At 74.7% G+C, this 18,059-nt stretch carries 20 protein-coding genes; 8 read left to right on the top strand and 12 right to left on the bottom strand.

What is annotated here, in order from left to right; all coding sequences use genetic code 11:
• Positions 1 to 80: 80 nt before the first annotated feature.
• From ACTWM8_RS07760 to rimP, 10 genes are all read right to left on the bottom strand, one after another.
• Complete coding sequence (locus ACTWM8_RS07760) at positions 81 to 593, bottom strand: AAA family ATPase (protein WP_446213210.1); 513 nt, start codon at positions 591 to 593, stop codon at positions 81 to 83.
• Positions 594 to 1,371: 778 nt separating this feature from the next.
• A complete protein-coding gene (locus ACTWM8_RS07755) occupies positions 1,372 to 1,581 on the bottom strand; it encodes a DUF6186 family protein (RefSeq protein WP_179806287.1) in 210 nt (69 codons plus the stop codon).
• Complete coding sequence (locus tag ACTWM8_RS07750) at positions 1,581 to 1,988, bottom strand: hypothetical protein (protein ID WP_280836491.1); 408 nt, start codon at positions 1,986 to 1,988, stop codon at positions 1,581 to 1,583. Before ACTWM8_RS07750 ends, ACTWM8_RS07755 begins: the two co-directional genes overlap by 1 nt.
• A 63-nt stretch (positions 1,989 to 2,051) precedes the next feature.
• On the bottom strand, positions 2,052 to 3,083 hold the full coding sequence (locus ACTWM8_RS07745) for a DHH family phosphoesterase (RefSeq protein WP_446214492.1): 1,032 nt from the start codon (positions 3,081 to 3,083) through the stop codon (positions 2,052 to 2,054).
• Positions 3,084 to 3,109: 26 nt separating this feature from the next.
• A complete protein-coding gene (gene rbfA, locus ACTWM8_RS07740; protein ID WP_446213209.1) occupies positions 3,110 to 3,598 on the bottom strand; it encodes a 30S ribosome-binding factor RbfA in 489 nt (162 codons plus the stop codon).
• 142 nt (positions 3,599 to 3,740) lie between these two features.
• Positions 3,741 to 4,034 carry a DUF503 domain-containing protein gene (locus ACTWM8_RS07735; protein ID WP_088963418.1) on the bottom strand — a complete coding sequence of 98 codons (294 nt, stop codon included), beginning with the start codon at positions 4,032 to 4,034 and terminating at the stop codon, positions 3,741 to 3,743.
• 88 nt (positions 4,035 to 4,122) lie between these two features.
• Positions 4,123 to 7,122 carry a translation initiation factor IF-2 gene (infB, locus tag ACTWM8_RS07730; protein ID WP_446213208.1) on the bottom strand — a complete coding sequence of 1,000 codons (3,000 nt, stop codon included), beginning with the start codon at positions 7,120 to 7,122 and terminating at the stop codon, positions 4,123 to 4,125.
• Positions 7,123 to 7,215: 93 nt separating this feature from the next.
• Entirely contained in the window at positions 7,216 to 7,548 is a 333-nt protein-coding gene (locus tag ACTWM8_RS07725; protein WP_154942758.1) for a YlxR family protein, read from the bottom strand.
• A gap of 16 nt (positions 7,549 to 7,564) precedes the next feature.
• Positions 7,565 to 8,608, bottom strand: a complete 1,044-nt coding sequence (gene nusA / locus ACTWM8_RS07720; RefSeq protein WP_446213207.1) for a transcription termination factor NusA — start codon at positions 8,606 to 8,608, stop codon at positions 7,565 to 7,567.
• Positions 8,605 to 9,312: a ribosome maturation factor RimP gene (gene rimP, locus ACTWM8_RS07715; RefSeq protein ID WP_446213206.1), complete on the bottom strand. Its 708-nt coding sequence runs from the start codon at positions 9,310 to 9,312 to the stop codon at positions 8,605 to 8,607. Before rimP ends, nusA begins: the two co-directional genes overlap by 4 nt.
• Before the next feature lie 229 nt (positions 9,313 to 9,541).
• Here rimP and ACTWM8_RS07710 point away from each other — a divergent pair, with 229 nt between their 5' ends.
• The 7 genes from ACTWM8_RS07710 to ACTWM8_RS07680 all read left to right on the top strand — a co-directional run bounded on the left by ACTWM8_RS07710 (position 9,542) and on the right by ACTWM8_RS07680 (position 15,953).
• Positions 9,542 to 9,997, top strand: coding sequence for a hypothetical protein (locus ACTWM8_RS07710; RefSeq protein ID WP_446214491.1), 456 nt, complete (start codon positions 9,542 to 9,544; stop codon positions 9,995 to 9,997).
• Positions 9,994 to 10,443: a ferritin-like domain-containing protein gene (locus tag ACTWM8_RS07705; RefSeq protein ID WP_446213205.1), complete on the top strand. Its 450-nt coding sequence runs from the start codon at positions 9,994 to 9,996 to the stop codon at positions 10,441 to 10,443. Before ACTWM8_RS07710 ends, ACTWM8_RS07705 begins: the two co-directional genes overlap by 4 nt.
• A 58-nt stretch (positions 10,444 to 10,501) precedes the next feature.
• Positions 10,502 to 11,086, top strand: coding sequence for a PadR family transcriptional regulator (locus ACTWM8_RS07700; protein ID WP_446213204.1), 585 nt, complete (start codon positions 10,502 to 10,504; stop codon positions 11,084 to 11,086).
• 31 nt (positions 11,087 to 11,117) lie between these two features.
• Entirely contained in the window at positions 11,118 to 11,852 is a 735-nt protein-coding gene (locus tag ACTWM8_RS07695; protein ID WP_446213203.1) for an ABC transporter ATP-binding protein, read from the top strand.
• Positions 11,849 to 14,593: an FtsX-like permease family protein gene (locus tag ACTWM8_RS07690; RefSeq protein WP_446213202.1), complete on the top strand. Its 2,745-nt coding sequence runs from the start codon at positions 11,849 to 11,851 to the stop codon at positions 14,591 to 14,593. The genes ACTWM8_RS07695 and ACTWM8_RS07690 overlap by 4 nt, the downstream gene beginning before the upstream one ends.
• A gap of 42 nt (positions 14,594 to 14,635) precedes the next feature.
• Positions 14,636 to 15,127 (top strand): nitroreductase family deazaflavin-dependent oxidoreductase, encoded by a 492-nt coding sequence (locus tag ACTWM8_RS07685; RefSeq protein WP_446213201.1) that lies wholly within the window; start codon positions 14,636 to 14,638, stop codon positions 15,125 to 15,127.
• Between the two features lie 88 nt (positions 15,128 to 15,215).
• Complete coding sequence (locus tag ACTWM8_RS07680; RefSeq protein WP_446213200.1) at positions 15,216 to 15,953, top strand: nucleotidyltransferase domain-containing protein; 738 nt, start codon at positions 15,216 to 15,218, stop codon at positions 15,951 to 15,953.
• A 125-nt stretch (positions 15,954 to 16,078) separates the two neighbouring features.
• Here the strand turns inward: ACTWM8_RS07680 and ACTWM8_RS07675 are convergent, their stop codons facing one another.
• Together ACTWM8_RS07675 and map are read right to left on the bottom strand one after the other, a co-directional pair.
• Positions 16,079 to 16,795 carry a VIT1/CCC1 transporter family protein gene (locus tag ACTWM8_RS07675; RefSeq protein WP_446213199.1) on the bottom strand — a complete coding sequence of 239 codons (717 nt, stop codon included), beginning with the start codon at positions 16,793 to 16,795 and terminating at the stop codon, positions 16,079 to 16,081.
• Positions 16,792 to 17,649, bottom strand: coding sequence for a type I methionyl aminopeptidase (map, locus tag ACTWM8_RS07670; RefSeq protein ID WP_346535881.1), 858 nt, complete (start codon positions 17,647 to 17,649; stop codon positions 16,792 to 16,794). Before map ends, ACTWM8_RS07675 begins: the two co-directional genes overlap by 4 nt.
• A gap of 95 nt (positions 17,650 to 17,744) precedes the next feature.
• Here map and ACTWM8_RS07665 point away from each other — a divergent pair, with 95 nt between their 5' ends.
• Positions 17,745 to 18,059, top strand: coding sequence for an STAS domain-containing protein (locus ACTWM8_RS07665; protein WP_446213198.1), 315 nt, complete (start codon positions 17,745 to 17,747; stop codon positions 18,057 to 18,059).

Here is an 18,059-nt window from a genome sequence, read left to right as displayed (position 1 = left end):
AGGCGCCAGGTGATCCACTCCAGATGCGGCGTGTCGGGGTGTCCCCCGCTCCGGAAGACCGCGACACGGGCGCGGGTGGTTCAGCGGGAAGAGAGGGTGTCGAGCCAGCGGCGGACCTGGCGGCGGCTGTGCAGCCGGACGACCGGCAATTCCGGTGCGTGGGCGGCGACCGCGGCGAAGACCCGGGGCCGGGACCGGCCGGGATAGCGCCAGATGTAGCGCAGGAAGCCCAGGTCGAGCCGTTCGGGGCAGCCGGCGGGCAGGTCGGGGCGGTCGGCGGCGCGGCGGTCCCAGCGGCGGCGGACGACCCGGGCGAGGCAGAGCGGCCAGGGCAGGTCGACCAGCACCAGCAGGTCGGCGCGGGGCAGGCGGAGATCGAGGGTGGCGCCGTAGTTGCCGTCCATCACCCAGCGCTCGCCGGCGGCGAGCGCGGCGACCTGGGCGCGGAAGGCCGCGTCGGCGGCGGGGATCCAGCCGGGTCGCCAGTAGTGCCGGTCGAGGTGGATCAGCGGCAGGTCGAGCCGGCGGGCGACCGCCCGGGCGAGGGTGCTCTTGCCGGCACCCGAACTGCCGACGATCAGGATGCGACGCACCGGGCGACGGTACCGGTCAGGGGTCGGACGGCGGGGACCCCGACCGCTCGGATGCGGGATGCTCCGGGCTTCGCCGCGCGGCGGGCGATCGGGCAGGGCCGGGCAAGACAGACCGGGTGAACCCGACAGGGTCGAGCCGGGCCGGGCGTCCGACAGGGCCGGGCGACTCCGACAGGGTCGGGCGACTCCGGCAGGACCGGGCGGGGCCGAGTGGGCGAGCCGGGCAGGGCTGGCCAGGCGCCGGGCGGACTCGACAGGACGAGCCGCGCAGGCGGGCCAGGCGCCGGGCGGACCCGACAGCGCTAGCAGGGCGGTACCGGCAAGGGGGCCAGGTGGTGGCGCCGGGCCGGCGAACAGGGCCGAGAGGCGGTGACGTCGGCGACGCGGGACGTCGGCGTCACCGCCGGTCGGGCAGCGTCACTGACGGGTGTCCATCGAGGTCTGCAGGGCGCGCCGCATCTGCTCGCGCGCCTCGTCGGTGGTCTCGGGCTTGGGCTTGGTCGGCATGGGAGTTCCCTTCCAGGGTGCGGACCACCGGGGACGGCGGCCCTACGGGCGGTTCTGCTGAGCGCCCAGCGGCGGTCCGGGATCACCGGAGCGGCTCGCCTGGCAGCGTGAGCCCGGGTCGGTCTGACCCTGGAGGGAGGCGGCGCCGGGTGTGGCACCACCGCCCACGACCTGCGTCGCGACGCGGCGCCCGGTCGTTTCCCAAATTAACGTTCAGTTCCACATGCTGCCCACAGTTCCCGCCATTTGGGCGAGATCGCGGCCGGGACGCTCACCGGGCCAGGAAGTGCCAACCCAGCCACCACCAGAAGCCGAACACGCCGATCCGGCCCACCGGGACCGGCCCGACCTCGTACCGCATCACGTACGCGCAGACGTCGCCGAGCGACGGCACCCGGGAGCCCGGACGGCGGGAGGCCCACTCGACGGCGGCGAAGAGCAGCAGGGCGGTCAGGAAGCCGGTGACGGCCAGCGTGCGCATCATCGCCGGACCAGCCCCCAGAACGCGGCCAGCCAGCCGAACCACGCGGCGGAGCGGACCAGCTCGTCGGTGAGCAGCGGGTCCGCGAGCCGGGAGAAGGTGGGGAACTCGTTACCGACCGACAGCACGAAGGTGGCGGCCTCGAGGACGCCGAAGACGGCCGCCGGCAGCACCCACCAGAGCGCGCCCCGCCCGAGCCGGCGCGGCGCCGGCCGGCGGGGCACCCGGTTGCCCAGACCGAGCCAGATCAGCGCGCCGCCGGTGCCCAGGGTCCACAGGTTGGCCTGGGTCGAGAAGGACGGCAGCTGCCCACCGACCAGGGAGAGGCAGGCCAGCACCGGCACCGTGACCACCGGACGGTCCCAGGCGCGCGGCAGGTCGACGGTGAGCTCGGGGGGCTGCTCCATCCTCCGATTCTCCCCGCGCTCACACAGCGCGGGAAGACCAACACACTTCGGGGCGCGCGGAGATCAGCGGGCGATCAGCGCGCCATCCAGCTCGGCCCGGATGGAGCGCACCACGTCCTCGGCGCTGCCCGCACCGGTGAACCCGGCGGCGAACCGGTGGCCGCCGCCGCCCAGCGCCACCGCCACGGCGCTCACGTCCACCGCGCCCTTGCTGCGCATCGACACGGCCCACTCGGCCGGGCCGACCTGCTTGAGCACGCACGCCACGTCGGCCTCGGCGGTGCACCGCACGGAGTCGATCAGCGCCTCCAGCACGTACGGGCGCTGGTCGTGCCGGGCCAGGTCGTCCTGGGTCGCGTGCGTCCAGACCAGTCCGTGGCCGGCGGCGGCCGACGGCTCCAGGCGGGCCCGGCCCAGCACCTCGCCGAAGAGCTGGACGGCGCCGAACGGCCGGGTGTCGAAGACCTGGCGCGAGATGTCCCCCGGGCGGATGCCGGTGGCCAGCAGCCGGGCCGCGAGCTGGTGTACGGCGGGGGTGGTGGCCTCGAACCGGAACGACCCGGTGTCGGTGGTCAGCGCGACGTAGAGGCACTGGGCGATTTCCGCGTCCAGCGGCACGTCGAGCCGGGTGAGCAGCTCGTCGACGACGACCGAGGTGGCCGCGGCCGCCGGATCGACCAGGTGCACCCGGCCGAACCGGGTGTTGGAGGCGTGGTGGTCGAGGACCAGCGCGTTGCCGGCGGTGTCGAGGCGGTCGACCAGCTCACCCAGCCGGGACTCGCTCGCCGCGTCGAAGCAGACCACCAGGTCCGGATCGGGGTACGCCCCGGTCGACGGCACCAGCAGGTCGAGCCCCGGCAGCCAGCGGAACGGCTCGGGCACCTCGGGCGGCCCGGGGAAGGTCGCCTGGAGGTGCCGTACGCCGAGCCGGCGCAGCCCGAGCCCGAAGCCGAGCATGCTGCCCAGCGCGTCGCCGTCCGGGTTGACGTGACAGATCAGCAGCACCCGGGCGTCGGCCGGCAGCCGGCGTACCGCCGCGACGGCGGCGGCCCAGTCGGACTCGTCCGGGCCGGTGCGGGCCGGCCCGGTGAGCAGATCGCCGGCCGCGCCCGGGGTGCCGCTCACCGCCGATCCGTGGCCGACGGGGTGCCCTCGTCGTCGTCCTGGCCGCCCTCGGCGTCCTCGTCCTCGTCCTCGTCGATCCGGTACGGCTGGGCCTCGCCCGCGTACTTGGCCTGGGCCGCCAGCCGCTGCACCTCGGCGTCGGACTGGCGGGCCGCGGCGAGCAGGTCGTCGATGTGCTTGACCTGGTCCTGCACGTCGTCGAGGACGAAGGTCAGGGTCGGCGAGTGGCGCAGCCCGAGCGCCTTGCCGACGGTGCTGCGCAGCATGCCCTTGGCGCTCTCCAGGGCGGCGGCGGTGCTGGCCTGGGCGGCCGCGTCACCGAGCACCGTGTAGAAGACGGTGGCGTCGCGCAGGTCGGCGGTGATCCGGGCGTCGGTGATGGTGATCATCCCGAGCCGGGGGTCCTTGATCTGGCTCCGCACCACCGACGCGACCAGTTCGCGAATGCGCTCCGCGTGCCGGCGTACCTTGGCCGGATCCGTCATGTCCCCCACCTCCAGGGCGTTCTGCTCCCGGCCGGCACGACGGCGCAGGGCACCGCCGGGACCGACCGCCCAACATGTCGAACACTACCCGCGCGGCCGGGCCGGTCGCGCGGCACCGCCGGTGGCGCCGGCCACCCCGGCGTCAGTCGTCCTCGCCGTGCAACCGGCGGCGCACCGACAGCAGTTCGGCCTCGGGGCGCCCGGCCACCAGGCGCTCACAGGAGTCGAGCACCTCGCGCACGTGGGCCGCCTCGGCGGCCACCACGGCCACGCCGATCTCGGCCCGGCCGTGCAGGTCGAGCGCGCCCACCTCGGCGGCCGACACCTCGAAACGGCGCAGCGCCGCCACGATGGGGCGTACATATGATCTCTTGGCCTTGAGCGAGCGTGAGTCGCCCGGCAGCAGCAGGTCGAAGACCGCGGTTCCCGTGTACATCGCTTCGGACGATACGGACATCCCCGGACATGATCAAGGGGTTTACGCCGGACGGCGTAAACCCCTTGATCACTGTGTCAGCACCGGATCAGGCGCGCGGCTTCTCCCGCATCTCGAAGGTCTCGATGATGTCGCCGACCTGGACGTTGTTGAAACCGCCCAGCGTCAGACCACACTCGAAGCCCTCGCGGACCTCCGTCGCGTCGTCCTTGAACCGCTTGAGAGAGCTGATCGTGAGGTTGTCCGCCACGACCGCCCCGTCCCGCAGCACCCGCGCCTTGGCGTTGCGGCGGATGATGCCGGACCGGACGATACAACCGGAGATGTTGCCGATCTTGGACGAGCGGAAGACGTCGCGGATCTCCGCGCTGCCCAGCTCGACCTCCTCGTACTCCGGCTTGAGCAGACCCTTGAGCGCGGCGTCGATCTCCTCGATGGCCTGGTAGATGACCGTGTAGTACCGGATCTCCACGCCCTCGCGGTCGGCGATCTCGCGGACCTTGTTGGCGGCCCGCACGTTGAAGCCGATGATCGTGACCGCCTCGGACGAGGCGCTCGCGAGCATGACGTCGCTCTCGGTGATCGCGCCCACGCCCCGGTGGATGATCCTGAGCTGGACCTCCTCCGGGATGTCGAGGTTGAACAGCGCGTCCTCGAGGGCCTCCACGGAACCGGAGACGTCGCCCTTGAGCACCAGGTTGAGCGAGGTCTTCTCGCCCTCCTTGAGCTGCTCCATGAGCGTCTCGAGGGTGGCCCGACCGCGGGAGTTGGCGAAGGACGCCGCCCGCCGCCGTGCCTGCCGCTGCTCGGCGATCTGCCGCACCGTACGGTCGTCGGCCGCCGCGAGGAAGGTGTCGCCGGCGCCCGGCACCGCGGTCAGACCGAGGACGAGCACCGGACGGGCCGGTCCTGCCTCGGCGACCTGGTTGCCGTTCTCGTCGAGCATCGCCCGAACCCGGCCGTGCGCCCCGCCGGCGACGATGGAGTCGCCCGCCCGCAGGGTGCCCTTCTGCACCAGCACCGTCGCCACCGCACCGCGGCCCTTGTCCAGGTGCGCCTCGATGGCCACACCCTGCGCCGGCCCGTCGATCGGAGCGGTCAGCTCCAGCGACGCGTCGGCGGTCAGCAGGACCGCCTCGAGCAGGTCGTCGATGCCGATGCCCGGCTTCGCCGCCACGTTGACGAACATGGTCTCGCCGCCGTACTCCTCGGCGACCAGCCCGTACTCGGTCAGCTGCTGGCGGACCTTGTCCGGGTTGGCCTCGGGCTTGTCGACCTTGTTGACCGCGACCACGATCGGCACATCCGCCGCCTTGGCGTGGTTGAGCGCCTCGATGGTCTGCGGCATCACGCCGTCGTCGGCCGCCACCACCAGCACCACGATGTCCGTCACCTGGGCACCACGGGCACGCATGGCGGTGAACGCCTCGTGACCCGGGGTGTCGATGAAGGTCACCGCGCGGTCCTCGCCCTCGTGCGGGACGTGGACCTGGTACGCGCCGATGTGCTGGGTGATGCCACCCGCCTCGCCGGCCACGACGTTCGCCTTGCGGATCGCGTCGAGCAGCTTGGTCTTACCGTGATCGACGTGACCCATGACGGTCACGACCGGCGCACGGCTGACCAGGCGCTCCTCGGCGACCACGGCGTCGAGGTCGATGTTGAACTGCGCGAGCAGCTCGCGGTCCTCGTCCTCCGGGCTGACGATCTGCACATCGAAACCGAGGTGCTCACCCAGCAGCAGCAGGGTCTCGTCAGAGCAGGACTGGGTCGCCGTGACCATCTCGCCCAGGTTGAACATCTCCTGGACCAGCGAACCCGGGTTGGCGTTGATCTTGTCGGCGAAGTCCGACAGCGAGGCGCCACGGGAGAGCCGGACGACCTGACCCTGACCCCGGGGGGCACCCGAGCTCATGGTCGGGGCCGACAGGTTGTCGAACTCCTGTCTGCGCTGCTTCTTGGACTTGCGACCGCGGGTCGGCCGGCCACCCGGACGCCCGAAGGCACCCGCGGCACCGCCGCCACGGCCACGACCGCCGCCACCGGGACGACCACCGCCGCCGGCCGGGGCACCCGGACGGAAACCGCCGCCCGGAGCACCGCCGCCGCCACCGGGACCGCCACGGAAGCCACCGCCACCGCCGCCGGCACCGGGACCACCACGGAAGCCACCGCCGGCGCCACCGCCACCGGGACCACCGCGGAAGCCACCGCCGGCGCCGCCGCCGGGACGACCTGCGCCGCCACCGGGGCCGCCACGACCGCCACCGGGGCCGCCGGGGCGACCGGTGGTGGGACGCTGGCTCGGCATGGAGGCCGGGCTGGGCCGCGGCGGCATGGAGGCCGGGCTCGGCCGCGGCGGCATGCCCGCCGGGCTGGGCCGGGGGCCACCGGCGGCCGGCGGCCGCTGCTGGCCGCCCTGGATACCGAACGGGTTGTTACCGGCGCCGCGCGCCGGCGGACGACCGCCCGGACGGGCACCCGGACCCGGGGTCGGCGCGCCGGGACGACCGGCGGCCGGGGTACCCGGACGCGGGGGCACGGCGTTGGGACCCGGGCGGGGACCCGGACGGGGACCACCCTCGGTCGGGGGCTCCCGTCGGACGTTCTCACGCTGCTGCTGGCGGGCGGCCTGCGCGGCCTTGACCGCGGCCTCCTGCTCAGCCTTCAGCGCGGCGGCACGCGCCTCGGCGGCCGCCACCTCGATGTCGTGGGCGCTCGCCGGCTTGGCGACCGGGGCCGCCGGCTGCGGCGGACCGGGAACGGGGCCCTTGGGCTTCGGCCCAGGGGTCGGCGCGGCCGGCCGCCGGGGCGGCATCGGCTTGGCCGACACCCGGGGGGCGCCCGGGGCGGGGGACGGCGTCGGGGTCGGGGTCGGAGTCGGTGCGGCCGCCGACGGGGCGGCCTGCGCCGTGGTGCCTCCGGCGGACGCGACGAATGCGCCACGCAGCCGTCGGGCGACGGGCGCCTCGACGGTGCTGGACGCGGACTTCACGAACTCGCCCATTTCCTTCAGCTTGGCGAGAACGGTCTTGCTTTCGACCCCGAGCTCTTTTGCCAGCTCGTGTACGCGGGCCTTACCTGCCACTGCACTCCTCACTCCGAGGTCGTGCGGGCAGTACCCGCAACAACCTCACTCGTGCACTTGAAGCCTGGTCATTTCAGGGACTTCATCGTGTGCTCATGTCGGTCGTCCTACCTTGCTAGCGACCCTCGCCCGGTCGGGTTGACCGGACGTAGTGGTTGGCGCATCGACGTGCTCCGCCAGCTCGCCGTGGTCGAGGACCCCGGTGATGCGTAGCGCACGCCCGAAGGCGCGCCGCCGCACCGCCTGCGCGAAGCAGGCCGGATCCGGGTGCATGTGCGCTCCCCGACCCGGCAGCCTGCGGGCCGGATCAGGCCGGAGGCTGTGACCAGCCTCGTCGCCGACCGCGACGAACCGCAGCAATTCGCTGGCCGGCGCACGTCTCCGGCAACCCACACAGGTGCGCTCCGGCTGCGCGCGTCGTACCACTGGAGGAAGTCTACCCCTAGCTGCTCGAGATCGCGCCGCCCGGCTCCGGCACGTGATCGGCTCCGCCCCGTCCCGCCGGGCTGGTCTGCTCCGCGTCCGACCGGATGTCGATCCGCCAACCGGTCAGTCGGGCGGCAAGCCGGGCATTCTGCCCCTCGCGCCCGATCGCCAGCGAGAGCTGGAAGTCCGGCACGGTCACCCGGGCGGTCCGGCTGGCCAGGTCGACCACCTCGACCCGCAGCGCCTTGGCCGGCGACAACGCGTTGCCGACGAAGGTCGCCGGGTCGTCCGACCAGTCGATGATGTCGATCTTCTCACCGTGCAGCTCGCTCATCACCGCGCGGACCCGCTGGCCCATCGGGCCGATGCAGGCGCCCTTGGCGTTCACGCCCTGCGTGGTGGAGCGCACCGCGATCTTCGTACGGTGACCTGCCTCACGCGCGATCGCGCCGATCTCCACGGTGCCGTCGGCGATCTCCGGCACTTCCAGCGCGAAGAGCTTCTTGACCAGCGCGGGGTGCGAGCGGGAGAGGGTGATCTGCGGGCCGCGCATCCCCTTGGCCACGTGCACCACGACGCAGCGGATCCGCTCGCCGTGGACGTACCGCTCGCCGGGCACCTGCTCGGACTGCGGCAGGACGCCCTCCAGCTTGCCCAGGTCGACGCTGACGATGCCCTTCTCGACCCGCGCCTCGTGCGCCTGCACCACCCCGGTGACCAGGTCGCCCTCACGGCCGACGTACTCGCCGAAGTGCACCTCGTCGGTGGCCTCCCGCAGCCGCTGGAGGATCACCTGCTTGGCGGTCATGGCGGCGATCCGCCCGAAGTCGTGCGGGGTGTCGTCCCACTCCCGCACCACGGTGCCGTCGGAGTCGACCTCCTGGGCGTAGACCAGGGCGGCCCCGGTCTTGCGGTCGATCTCCACCCGGGCGTGCGACTCGGCCCCGTCGGTGTGCCGGTAGGCGGTCAGCAGCGCGGTCTCGATCGCCGCGAGGATCGTGTCGAACGGGATCTCCCGCTCGCGCTCGAGTGCGCGCAGCGCCGCGAGGTCGATGTTCACCTCTCCTCGTCCTCCACATCATCTTCGTCGTCGATGTCGTCAATGTCGTCAATGTCGTCGGTGTCGTCGCCGGCCTCGTCGATCTCGTCGAGGCGGCTGAACTCGACCTGCACCCGGCCGGGGCCGAGCTCGGCGTACGGGTGCTCGGCGCGGCCGGAATCGGTCTCCAGCACCACGCGCTCGTCGTCGGCCGCCACCACCCGGCCGGTGACCTGACGGTCCCCGGCGGGCTGCTCGCCGCGCTGCCCGGGCAGGCCCGCGCCGGCCCGGAGGGTCACCTTGACCAGCCGGCCCACGTTGCGCCGCCAGTGCCGGGGCAGGGTGAGCGGCCGGTCCACGCCGGGTGAGCTGACCTCCAGCTGGTACTCGCCCGCCACGATGTCGCCGCCGGCCTCCTCGGCCGCGTCCAGCGCCGCCGAGACCGCCCGGGAGACGTCCGCGACGGCGTCCAGGTTGATCCCGCCGTCGGCGTCCACGATCACGCGTACGACGTGCCGCCGGCCGGCCCGGGACACCGACAGGTCCTCCAGGTCGTACCCGGCGCCCTGCACGACGGGCTCGATCACCTCGCGCAGCCGGTTGCGCCGGGCGGCGAGGTCACCGCCCCGGGGTGCGCCCGCACGGTCCCCGCCCCGGGGGCCGTCGGTACGACGGGGTCGCCCCGTCGGGCCCGTCGGCCTGGTGGCACGGCCACGCTGCGTCATCTGGCGCACCCTTCTCCTGTTGTGCGGCGGCCCGGTGGCCGCATGCCCACACGCCACCGGGGCGAACGCGCCGGTGGCTGCGCAGAGCGTAACGCGCCGGTCGGGTACCGGGCCGGGCGGCGCACCGACGCCGGTCGCCCACCTGACGGCGGAGATGGTGTTGACTTGACCGGTGGTGACAGGAAGAACGACTACGCAGCGCGGTGGACCGGGGCAAACCCGGCGGGCGCTGCTGCGCGCGGGGGCACTGCTGACGGCCGGCGGCGCGACCCTGCCGCTGACTGGCTGTGATCTTTTCGACCGGAACGAACCGCCCCCGCCGCCGGACCCGTTGGAGCCGCTGGCCGCCGAGTCACGCGAGCTGGCCGCCCGGCACCGGGCCGCCGTCGCGGCCGACCCGGCGCTGGCCGACCGGCTCACCCCGATCGCCGACGCGCACGCCGCGCACGCCGAGGAGATCCAGCGGCTGATCGGGCGCCCCGCGCCCGCGCCCTCCGGCTCCCCCGCCGCCGGCGCCACCCCGCCGGCGACCGACCGGGACGGACTGCTCGCCGAGCTGCGAACGGCGGAACAGCGCGGCCGGGAGTCGGCCGCGAAGGCGTGCGGGGCGGCCCCGGCGGAGCGGGCCGCCGTGCTCGGCTCGATCGCCGCCGCCCGCGCCACCCACGTGGAGGTGCTGCGGTGACCCGGCGACAGGCCCCCACCGACCCGGCCCAGGCGCTGGCGGACGCGCTGGCCGCCGAGTACGCGGCGATCTTCGCGTACGGCCCGATCGGGGTACGCCTCACCGACGCCGCCCGCCGCGACGCCCGGGCGGCCGAGGCGGCGCACCGGGCCCGGCGCGACGCGCTGGTGCTCCAGCTCAGCGCCGGGGGTGGCCAGGTCCCGGCGGACCGGGCCGGCTACGCGCTGCCGTTCCCCGTCACCGACCGGGCCGCCGCGCTGCGGCTGGCGGTGGAGATCGAGGAGCGGACGGCGGCGTTCTGGCGCGCGGCGCTGCCGGTGACCACCGGCGCGGACCGCACCCGGGCGTTGAACGCGCTGACCGACTGCGCCGTGCGCGCCACCCGGTGGCGGCGGACCGCCGGGGTGTCGCCGGTCACCGTGGCGTTCCCCGGCCGGCCCACCTGAGCGTGCCGACCCGCGCTCCGGTTGCGGAGCGCATACCAGGTATGCATACTCCGTTGCCATGTCCATCCGTCACGGCCTGCTCGCCCTGCTCGAGCGTGGCCAGATGTACGGCTACCAGCTGCGCGCCGCGTTCGAGGAGTCGACGGGCTCGACCTGGCCGCTGAACATCGGGCAGGTCTACACCACGCTCAACCGGCTGGAACGCGACGGCCTGGTCCGTTCGCTGCCGGAGCACGAGGGCGGGCAGCGGCCGTACGAGATCACCGACGCCGGGCGGGCGGACCTGGCGCTCTGGTTCGCCACCCCGATCAGCCGCGCCGACCGGCCCCGGGACGAACTCTCCATCAAGCTGGCCCTGGCGCTGACCACCCCCGGCGTCGACGTCCGGTCGGTGGTGCAGACCCAGCGCAGCGCGACCATGCGCACGTTGCAGGAGTTGACCCGGTTGAAGCTCGCCAGCGACCGGCCGGAGGACCTGCCCTGGCGGCTGGTGCTGGACGCGATGGTGTTCCAGGCCGAGGCGGAGATCCGCTGGCTGGACCACTGCGAGACGAGCCTGGTCCGGTACCGCCCGGCCCCGCCCACGGGCCCCGCCGGGCGGCCCGGGGCGGTGTGGCACACCGACGAGGAGGCCCGCCGATGAGCGACGGCGACCACGAGCGGGCGGGCGTGCGGTGAGCGCCGCCGGCGGCCCGGTGCTCGAACTGCGGGAGGTGCACCGCACCCACGGCGGGGGCGCCGCCGCCGTGCACGCGCTGCGCGGGGTGAGCCTCACCGTCGAGCCGGGCGAGCTGGTCGCCGTGATGGGCCCCTCCGGCTCCGGCAAGTCGACCCTGCTGACCCTGGCCGGCGGGCTGGACCGTCCCACCGCCGGTGAGGTGCGGGTCGAGGGCCAGTCCCTCGGCGCGCTCGACCGCCGCGAGCTGGCCCGACTGCGCCGCCGCCGGATCGGTTACGTCTTCCAGGACCTCAACCTGCTCGGCAGCCTCACCGCGGCGGAGAACGTGGCGCTCCCCCTCGAACTCGACGGCGTCGGCGTCCGGCCGGCGCGCCGGGCCGCGCTGGCCGCCCTGGACGAGGTGGGGCTGACCGGGCTCGGCGGGCGCTTCCCCGACCAGATGTCCGGCGGCCAGCAGCAGCGGGTGGCGATCGCCCGGGCACTGGTGGGCGAACGCCGGCTGGTGCTGGCCGACGAGCCGACCGGGGCGCTGGACTCGCAGACCGGGGAGGCGGTGCTGGCCCTGCTGCGCCGCCGGGTCGACGCGGGGGCGGCCGGCGTGCTGGTCACCCACGAGGCCCGGCACGCCGGCTGGGCCGACCGGGTGGTCTTCCTGCGCGACGGGGTGATGGTCGACTCGACCGCGCCGCTGGGCGGCGTCGAGCAACTGCTCTCCGGCAGCGGTCGGTGAGGCGGTCTCCGGTGCGGCGCGGCAACGGGCGCTTCGCCGGGACGGTCGGGTCGTGGCGGGCCGCGCTGCGGATCGCCCGCCGGGAGGCGCGCCGGGCGCGCGGGCGTACCGCGCTGGTGCTGGCGATGATCACGCTGCCGGTGCTGGCGCTGACCTTCGTCGCGGTCAGCTACGACATGTCCGCGCTCACCCGCGGTGAACGCGCCGCGCAGCGGCTCGGTGCCGCCGACGCCGAGCTGCGCTGGATCGCCGACACCGCGGTGGCGCAGGACCCGTGGGGCGACAGCGCCTACCCGATCGGGGACGACCCGTCGCGCAGCCGCCGGGTCACCGCCGAGGAGGTCGTCGCGCTGCTGCCGGCCGGCAGCCGGGTCGCCCGGGTGCGCTGGTGGGTGCCGTTCGAGGTACGCATCGACGACGACCTGGTGGCTTTCAACGGCCGGTCGCTCGACCTGGCCGACCCGCTCGCCCGGTCGACGGCCCGGCTGCGGGCCGGCCGGACACCCACCGGCCCCGACGAGATCGCGGTCAGCGCCCGGGCGTTGCGCCGCCTCGGAGCCGAGGTGGGCGAGCGGGTGACCCTGGCCGACGGCTCCCGGAGCTACGCCGTGGTCGGCGTGGTGGAGTTCCGCGACGACCTGACCGAGGTGGTCGCGCTGCACCCGGGTGCGGTGCCCCCGCCGGAGAGCGCGGCGGAGGAGAGCTGGCTGGTCGACCTGCCGGGACCGGTGGACGCGACGCTGACCGACCGGCTCAACGCGCACGGGATCAGCATCAGCGCGCGGACACCGGTCCCCGGCGCGGCCGTCGTCGAGGCCGACCTGACCCGTACGCCGGTCCCGGGCGACGCCGAGGAGACCGGCTCGGTGGTGCTGGTCGGCGGGCTCGGCCTGCTGGAGGTCGTGCTGATGGTCGGGCCGGCCTTCGCGGTCGGCGTGCGCCGGCGGCGCCGGGACCTCGCCCTGGTGGCGGTGGCCGGCGGCGACGCGGCCCACCTGCGCCGGATCGTGCTCGCCGACGGGGTGGTGCTGGGCGCCGGCGGGGCGGCGCTCGGGCTCGCGCTCGGCATCGCCGCCGCGTTCGCCGGTCGGCCGCTGGTCGAGCAGTACCTCTTCGGTGCCCGCGGCGGCGGCTACCGGGTCTTCCCGGCGGCGCTGGCCCTGATCGCGGCGGTGGCCGTACTGGCCGGGGTGCTGGCCGCGCTCGCCCCGGCCTGGGCCGCGGCCCGGCAGGACGTGGTGGCGGGCCTGGCCGGCCGGCGCACCGTTCCGCCGCACCGCCGCCGCTGGCCCGTGCTCGGCGCCGCGCTGACCGTCGTCGGGTCCGCGATCGCCGCGTTCGGGGCGCAGCGGAGCGGGCCGACGGTGATCCTCGCCGGGCTGACCCTCGGCGAGTTGGGGCTGGTCTTCGCCACTCCCACGCTGATCGGGCTGCTCGCCCGGGCCGGGCGGGCGCTGCCGTTGGCGCCGCGGATCGCGCTGCGCGACGCCAGCCGCAACCGCTCCTCCGCGGGTCCGGCCATCTCCGCGGTGATGGCCGCGGTCGCCGGCAGCGTCGCCCTCGGCGTCTACGTCGCCAGCGACGACGCCCGCACCCGCGCCGACTGGCAGCCCGGCCTCCCGCCCGGTCACGTGCTGCTGCTGCGGTCCGGGCCGGCGAACGGGGCGGACCTGCCGCCGGTGCCCGCCGTCGCCGACCGGGTGCGGGCCCTGCTCCCCGCCGGCTCGGTCGGCGCGGTCGACGTGCCGATCTGTGCGGCGCCCCGCAAGCCCGACGACTACTGCACCGTCACCGCGATGCTGCCGCCCGAGCGGGTCTGCCCGTTCGAGGCGGAGGTGTTCCGGTCGGCCGCCGCCCGGCAGCGCGCCCTGGCGGACCCGCGCTGCCGACGGCCGACGCCGAGCCCACAGGGGACGTACCTGCCGGTGCTGGTGGACGACGGGGCCGCCCTGCCGGCGCTCACCGACGCCCCGCCGGACGAGGTGGTGCGGGCGTCAGCCGTGCTGCGGGCCGGCGGAGTGGTGGTGACCGATCCGCGCTACCTGGTCGACGGGACGGTGGCGGTAACGGCCGACCGGGCGTCCGAGGGTCCCGGTCCGCCGGTGAGCACCACCGTCGCCGCCCCCGGGTACGTGCTGCGCGGTGGCCTGCCGGTCGACCGGCTGGTGCTCTCCGCCCCGACGGCGACGAGGCTCGGCCTGGCCGCCGAACACCTCGGCTACGCGGTGCAGACCGACGCCACCCCGAGCGCCGCCCAGCAGCGGCGTCTCGGCGCCGAGCTGCGGTCGCTGGTCCCGGTGCTGGTCGAGGTGGAGTCGGGGCCGCCGGCGTCGGACCAGCGACCGCTGCTGCTCCTGCTGGCGCTCGGCGCCGGCGTGATCACCCTGGGCGCGGCCGGCACGGCCACCGGGCTCGCCGCGGCGGAGGGCCGTCGGGACCTGTCGACGCTCGCCGCGGTCGGCGCCAGTCCGGGGGTACGCCGGGTGCTCTCCCTCTGCCAGGCCGGAGTGATCGCCGGCCTCGGCTCGGTGCTCGGCATCGTGGCCGGCCTCGGCTCGGCGGTGATCATCCTGACCTCCGTCAACCGCCAGTACGCCGAGGCCTGGCCGATGGAGACGCCGTACCCGGTGGTGGTGCCCTGGCCGACCCTCGGGGTGCTGGTGGTGGTGCCGCTGGTGGCGATGCTCGGCGCGGGCCTGTTCACCCGGTCCCGGCTGGCGGTGGAGCGACGGCTGTACTAGGCGGGGGTGTCGTCGGGCCCGCCGACCCGGCAGACTGGCGGCGTGTCCGTCCTGGGAACCCTCACCCGCCGACTCGGTCACCACGCGTGGTTCGGCGCCACCATGCGCCTGCTCGTCCCCGCCGACCGGGTGGTCGGGCGGCTCACCCGCGGCCGGGTGGTCGCGCTCGGGCTGATCCCCTCGCTGGTCATCACCACCACCGGCCGCCGTTCCGGCAAGCCCCGCAGCAACCCCCTGCTGTACGTGCCGGACGGCGACGCGTACGTGGTGATCGGGTCGAACTGGGGGCAGCAGCACCAGCCGGGCTGGGCGATGAACCTGCTCGCCGACCCGAACGCCGAGGTGGACGTGAAGGGGCGCCGGGTCGCGGTCCGCGCCGAGGTGGCCACCGGCGCCGAGCGGGACCGGCTGTGGCGGCTGCTGGTCACCGAGTGGCCGGCGTACCGGACGTACGTCGAGCGGGCCGGCGACCGGGAGATCCGGATCTTCCGGCTGGTGCCGACCGGCGGACCGGTCGGCGACGCGCCGGACTGACCCGGGCGCGGCGGCCCGGCGCGGCGGCCGGCGCTGGCTAGGGTGCGGTGTACCGACGGTGCGCGGACCGTGACGGAGGTGGTACCCGGTGGGCGTCAGCAGCACCGAGATCGGCGCCGAGGAACACCTCGACGATCCACGGTGGCGGGTCGCCGAGCGGGTGGCCGAGGCGGCCCGGCGGCGGTTCCCGGCGGACATCCTGGCGGTGGCCGTGCACGGCCCGCTGGCACACGGCGACGACGACGGCGGCGGGGACCGTGAGGTCGGGCTGCTGCTGGCCACCTACCGGGCCGGGGTCGGCCCGGAGCCGTCGACCCGGCGGGTGGACGGCGTGCTGGTCGACCTCACCGTGGCCGGCGCGGAGGAGTACCTGCGGCAGGCTCGGGCGCTGACCGCGCTCTGGCCGTTGACCGCCGACCGGTACGTCACCACCACCGCCCTCTACGACCCGACCGGCTGGCTGCGCACCCTGCGCGACGAGCACCTGGGCCGGTTGGCCCGGGCCCGCCCGGCGGAGTTCAGCACCGCCGCCCGGCAGGCCTGGTACCGGGGCTGCGCGGCGCACGCCCGGGCGGCCCGGCTCGCCGAGTGGTACGAGACCGACCAGGCGCTGCTGATGCTCGGCGAGGCGCGGCTCGCGGCGGCCACGGTGACCGGGCTGCTCACCCGCACCTACTTCCGCGATCCCGGTGACGCGGTCCGGCGTACCGGGCTGGCGGGCGCGGACATGACCGAGGTGGGCACGGTGCTGCGCCGGCAGGCCGACGAGCTGGCCGCCCGCGGCCGCCCGGTCGACGGCACCGTCGACGACCTGCTCACCACCTGACCACCCCGCCCCGCCCACCCACCGCCCGTGTTCCCGTGCGCCCTCTTTCGGAGAAAGAGTGGCTATCCGACGCGGAATAGCCACTCCTTCTCTGAAAGTGCGCCCCTGGGAGGGGCCGGGAGGGGTTAGCCAATGCCGCCCTGGATGCCGATGAGGGCGCCGACGAGGTAGGTGGCCGCGGCGGCGGCGGTGCCGAGCAGGAGTTGACGTAGGCCGCCGGTCCACCAGGGGCGGTTGGTGAACCGGGCCACGATCGCCCCGGCCACGAAGAGCCCCACCGCGCCGACGCCGAGCGCCAGCCAGAGGCTGGTGAACCCGAGCAGGTAGGTCAGCAGCGGCACCAGCGCCCCGACCGAGAAGCAGAGGAACGACGAGGTCGCCGCCGACCAGGGGCTGGGCTGCTCGTCGGGGTCGACGCCCAGCTCCTCCCGGACGTGCACCCGCAGCGCCTCCTCCGGGTTACGCCGGACCGCCTCGGCGACCTGGGTGGCGAGGTCGCGGGGCAGGCCCCGGGCGACCCACGCGTCGGCCAGCTCGCGGGCCTCCGCCTCGGGGTGCCGCTCCAGCTCGCGCCGCTCCTTGGCCACCTCGGCGGCGACCTGCTCGTTGGCCGAGCGGACGCTGGTGTACTCCCCCAGCCCCATCGAGATGGCGCCGGCGACCAGGCCGGCGGTGCCGGTGAGCACGATGCTGCGCGGGGAGACGCCACCGCCGCCGACGCCCGCGATCAGGGCGATGTTGGTGACCAGCCCGTCCATCGCGCCGAAGACGGCCGGGCGCAGCCAGCCGCCGGACACGTCCGCGTGGTGCGCCTCGCGCAACGCGGCCGGGGTCTCGGTCACGGCAGGGTCAGGATCTCGAAACCGTCGTCGGTGACGACGATGGTGTGCTCGAACTGGGCCGTCCACCTGCGGTCCTTGGTGACCACCGTCCAGCCGTCGTCCCACATGTCGTACTGGTAGGTGCCGAGGGTGATCATCGGCTCGACGGTGAAGGTCATCCCCGGTTCCATGATGTCGGTCGGGCGCGGGCTGTCGTAGTGCGGCACGTAGAGGCCGCTGTGGAAGGCCTCGCCGATGCCGTGACCGGTGAAGTCCCGCACCACGCCGTAGCCGAACCGCTTGGCGTACGACTCGATGACCCGGCCGATCACGTTGATCTGGCGGCCGGGCTTGACCGCCTTGATCCCGCGCATCATCGCCTCGTGGGTGCGCTCGACCAGCAGCCGGGCCTCCTCGCTGACCTCCCCGACGCAGAACGTCGCGTCGGTGTCGCCGTGCACCCCGTCTAGGTACGCGGTGACGTCGACGTTGATGATGTCGCCGTCCTGGAGCACGGTCGAGTCGGGGATGCCGTGGCAGATCACCTCGTTGAGGCTGGTGCAGCAGGACTTCGGGAAGCCCTTGTAGCCCAGGGTCGACGGGTAGGCGCCGTGGTCGACGAGGAACTCGTGCACCACCCGGTCGATCTCGTCGGTAGTCACCCCCGGCTTGCAGTGCTCGCCGGCGAGCTGGGTCGCCTGGGCGGCGAGCCGACCGGCGACCCGCATCTTCTCGATGGTCTCCGGGGTCTGCACGTGCGAGCCACGCCACTCCTGCGGACGCTTCTTGCCCACGTACTCCGGACGGACGATGTGGCCAGGAACCGCTCGCCACGGGGAGAGCGTGCCTGGGGTCAGCGGCGCACGGACGGTCATGGCGACAGCTTATCGCCGAGCCCCGCGGTGACCCCCGCCACGGCCGGGCCGCGGCGGTTGTTGCCGAGCGCATACGGCTGTGCCATTGTGACTGCGTGGATCAAGGAGGAGCACCTCCCGTCTTCGCCGTGAGCGCGGAGCTCGACGGAGACCACCTCCACGTCGTGGTGACCGGCGAGGTCGACATGGCGACCGCCGACACGATGCTCCAGGCCGCCCTGCGCGAGCCCGCCGCGCGGGTCACGCTGGACCTGCGGGCCGTGACGTTCTTCGACTCGGCCGCCATCCACGCCGTCGTCCAGCTCGCCCAGCGCGTTCCCGGCCGGCTGGCCGTGCTGCCGTCCCGGCAGGTCGCCCGGGTGCTGGAGATCTCCGGCCTCGGCGAGCAGGACTGGTTGCGCCGGGACTGA

The organism is Micromonospora sp. IBSANI012 (assembly GCF_052814045.1).
Note: the sequence above shows the minus strand (reverse complement) of the source record. Positions and strands in the feature narration are given on the sequence as shown.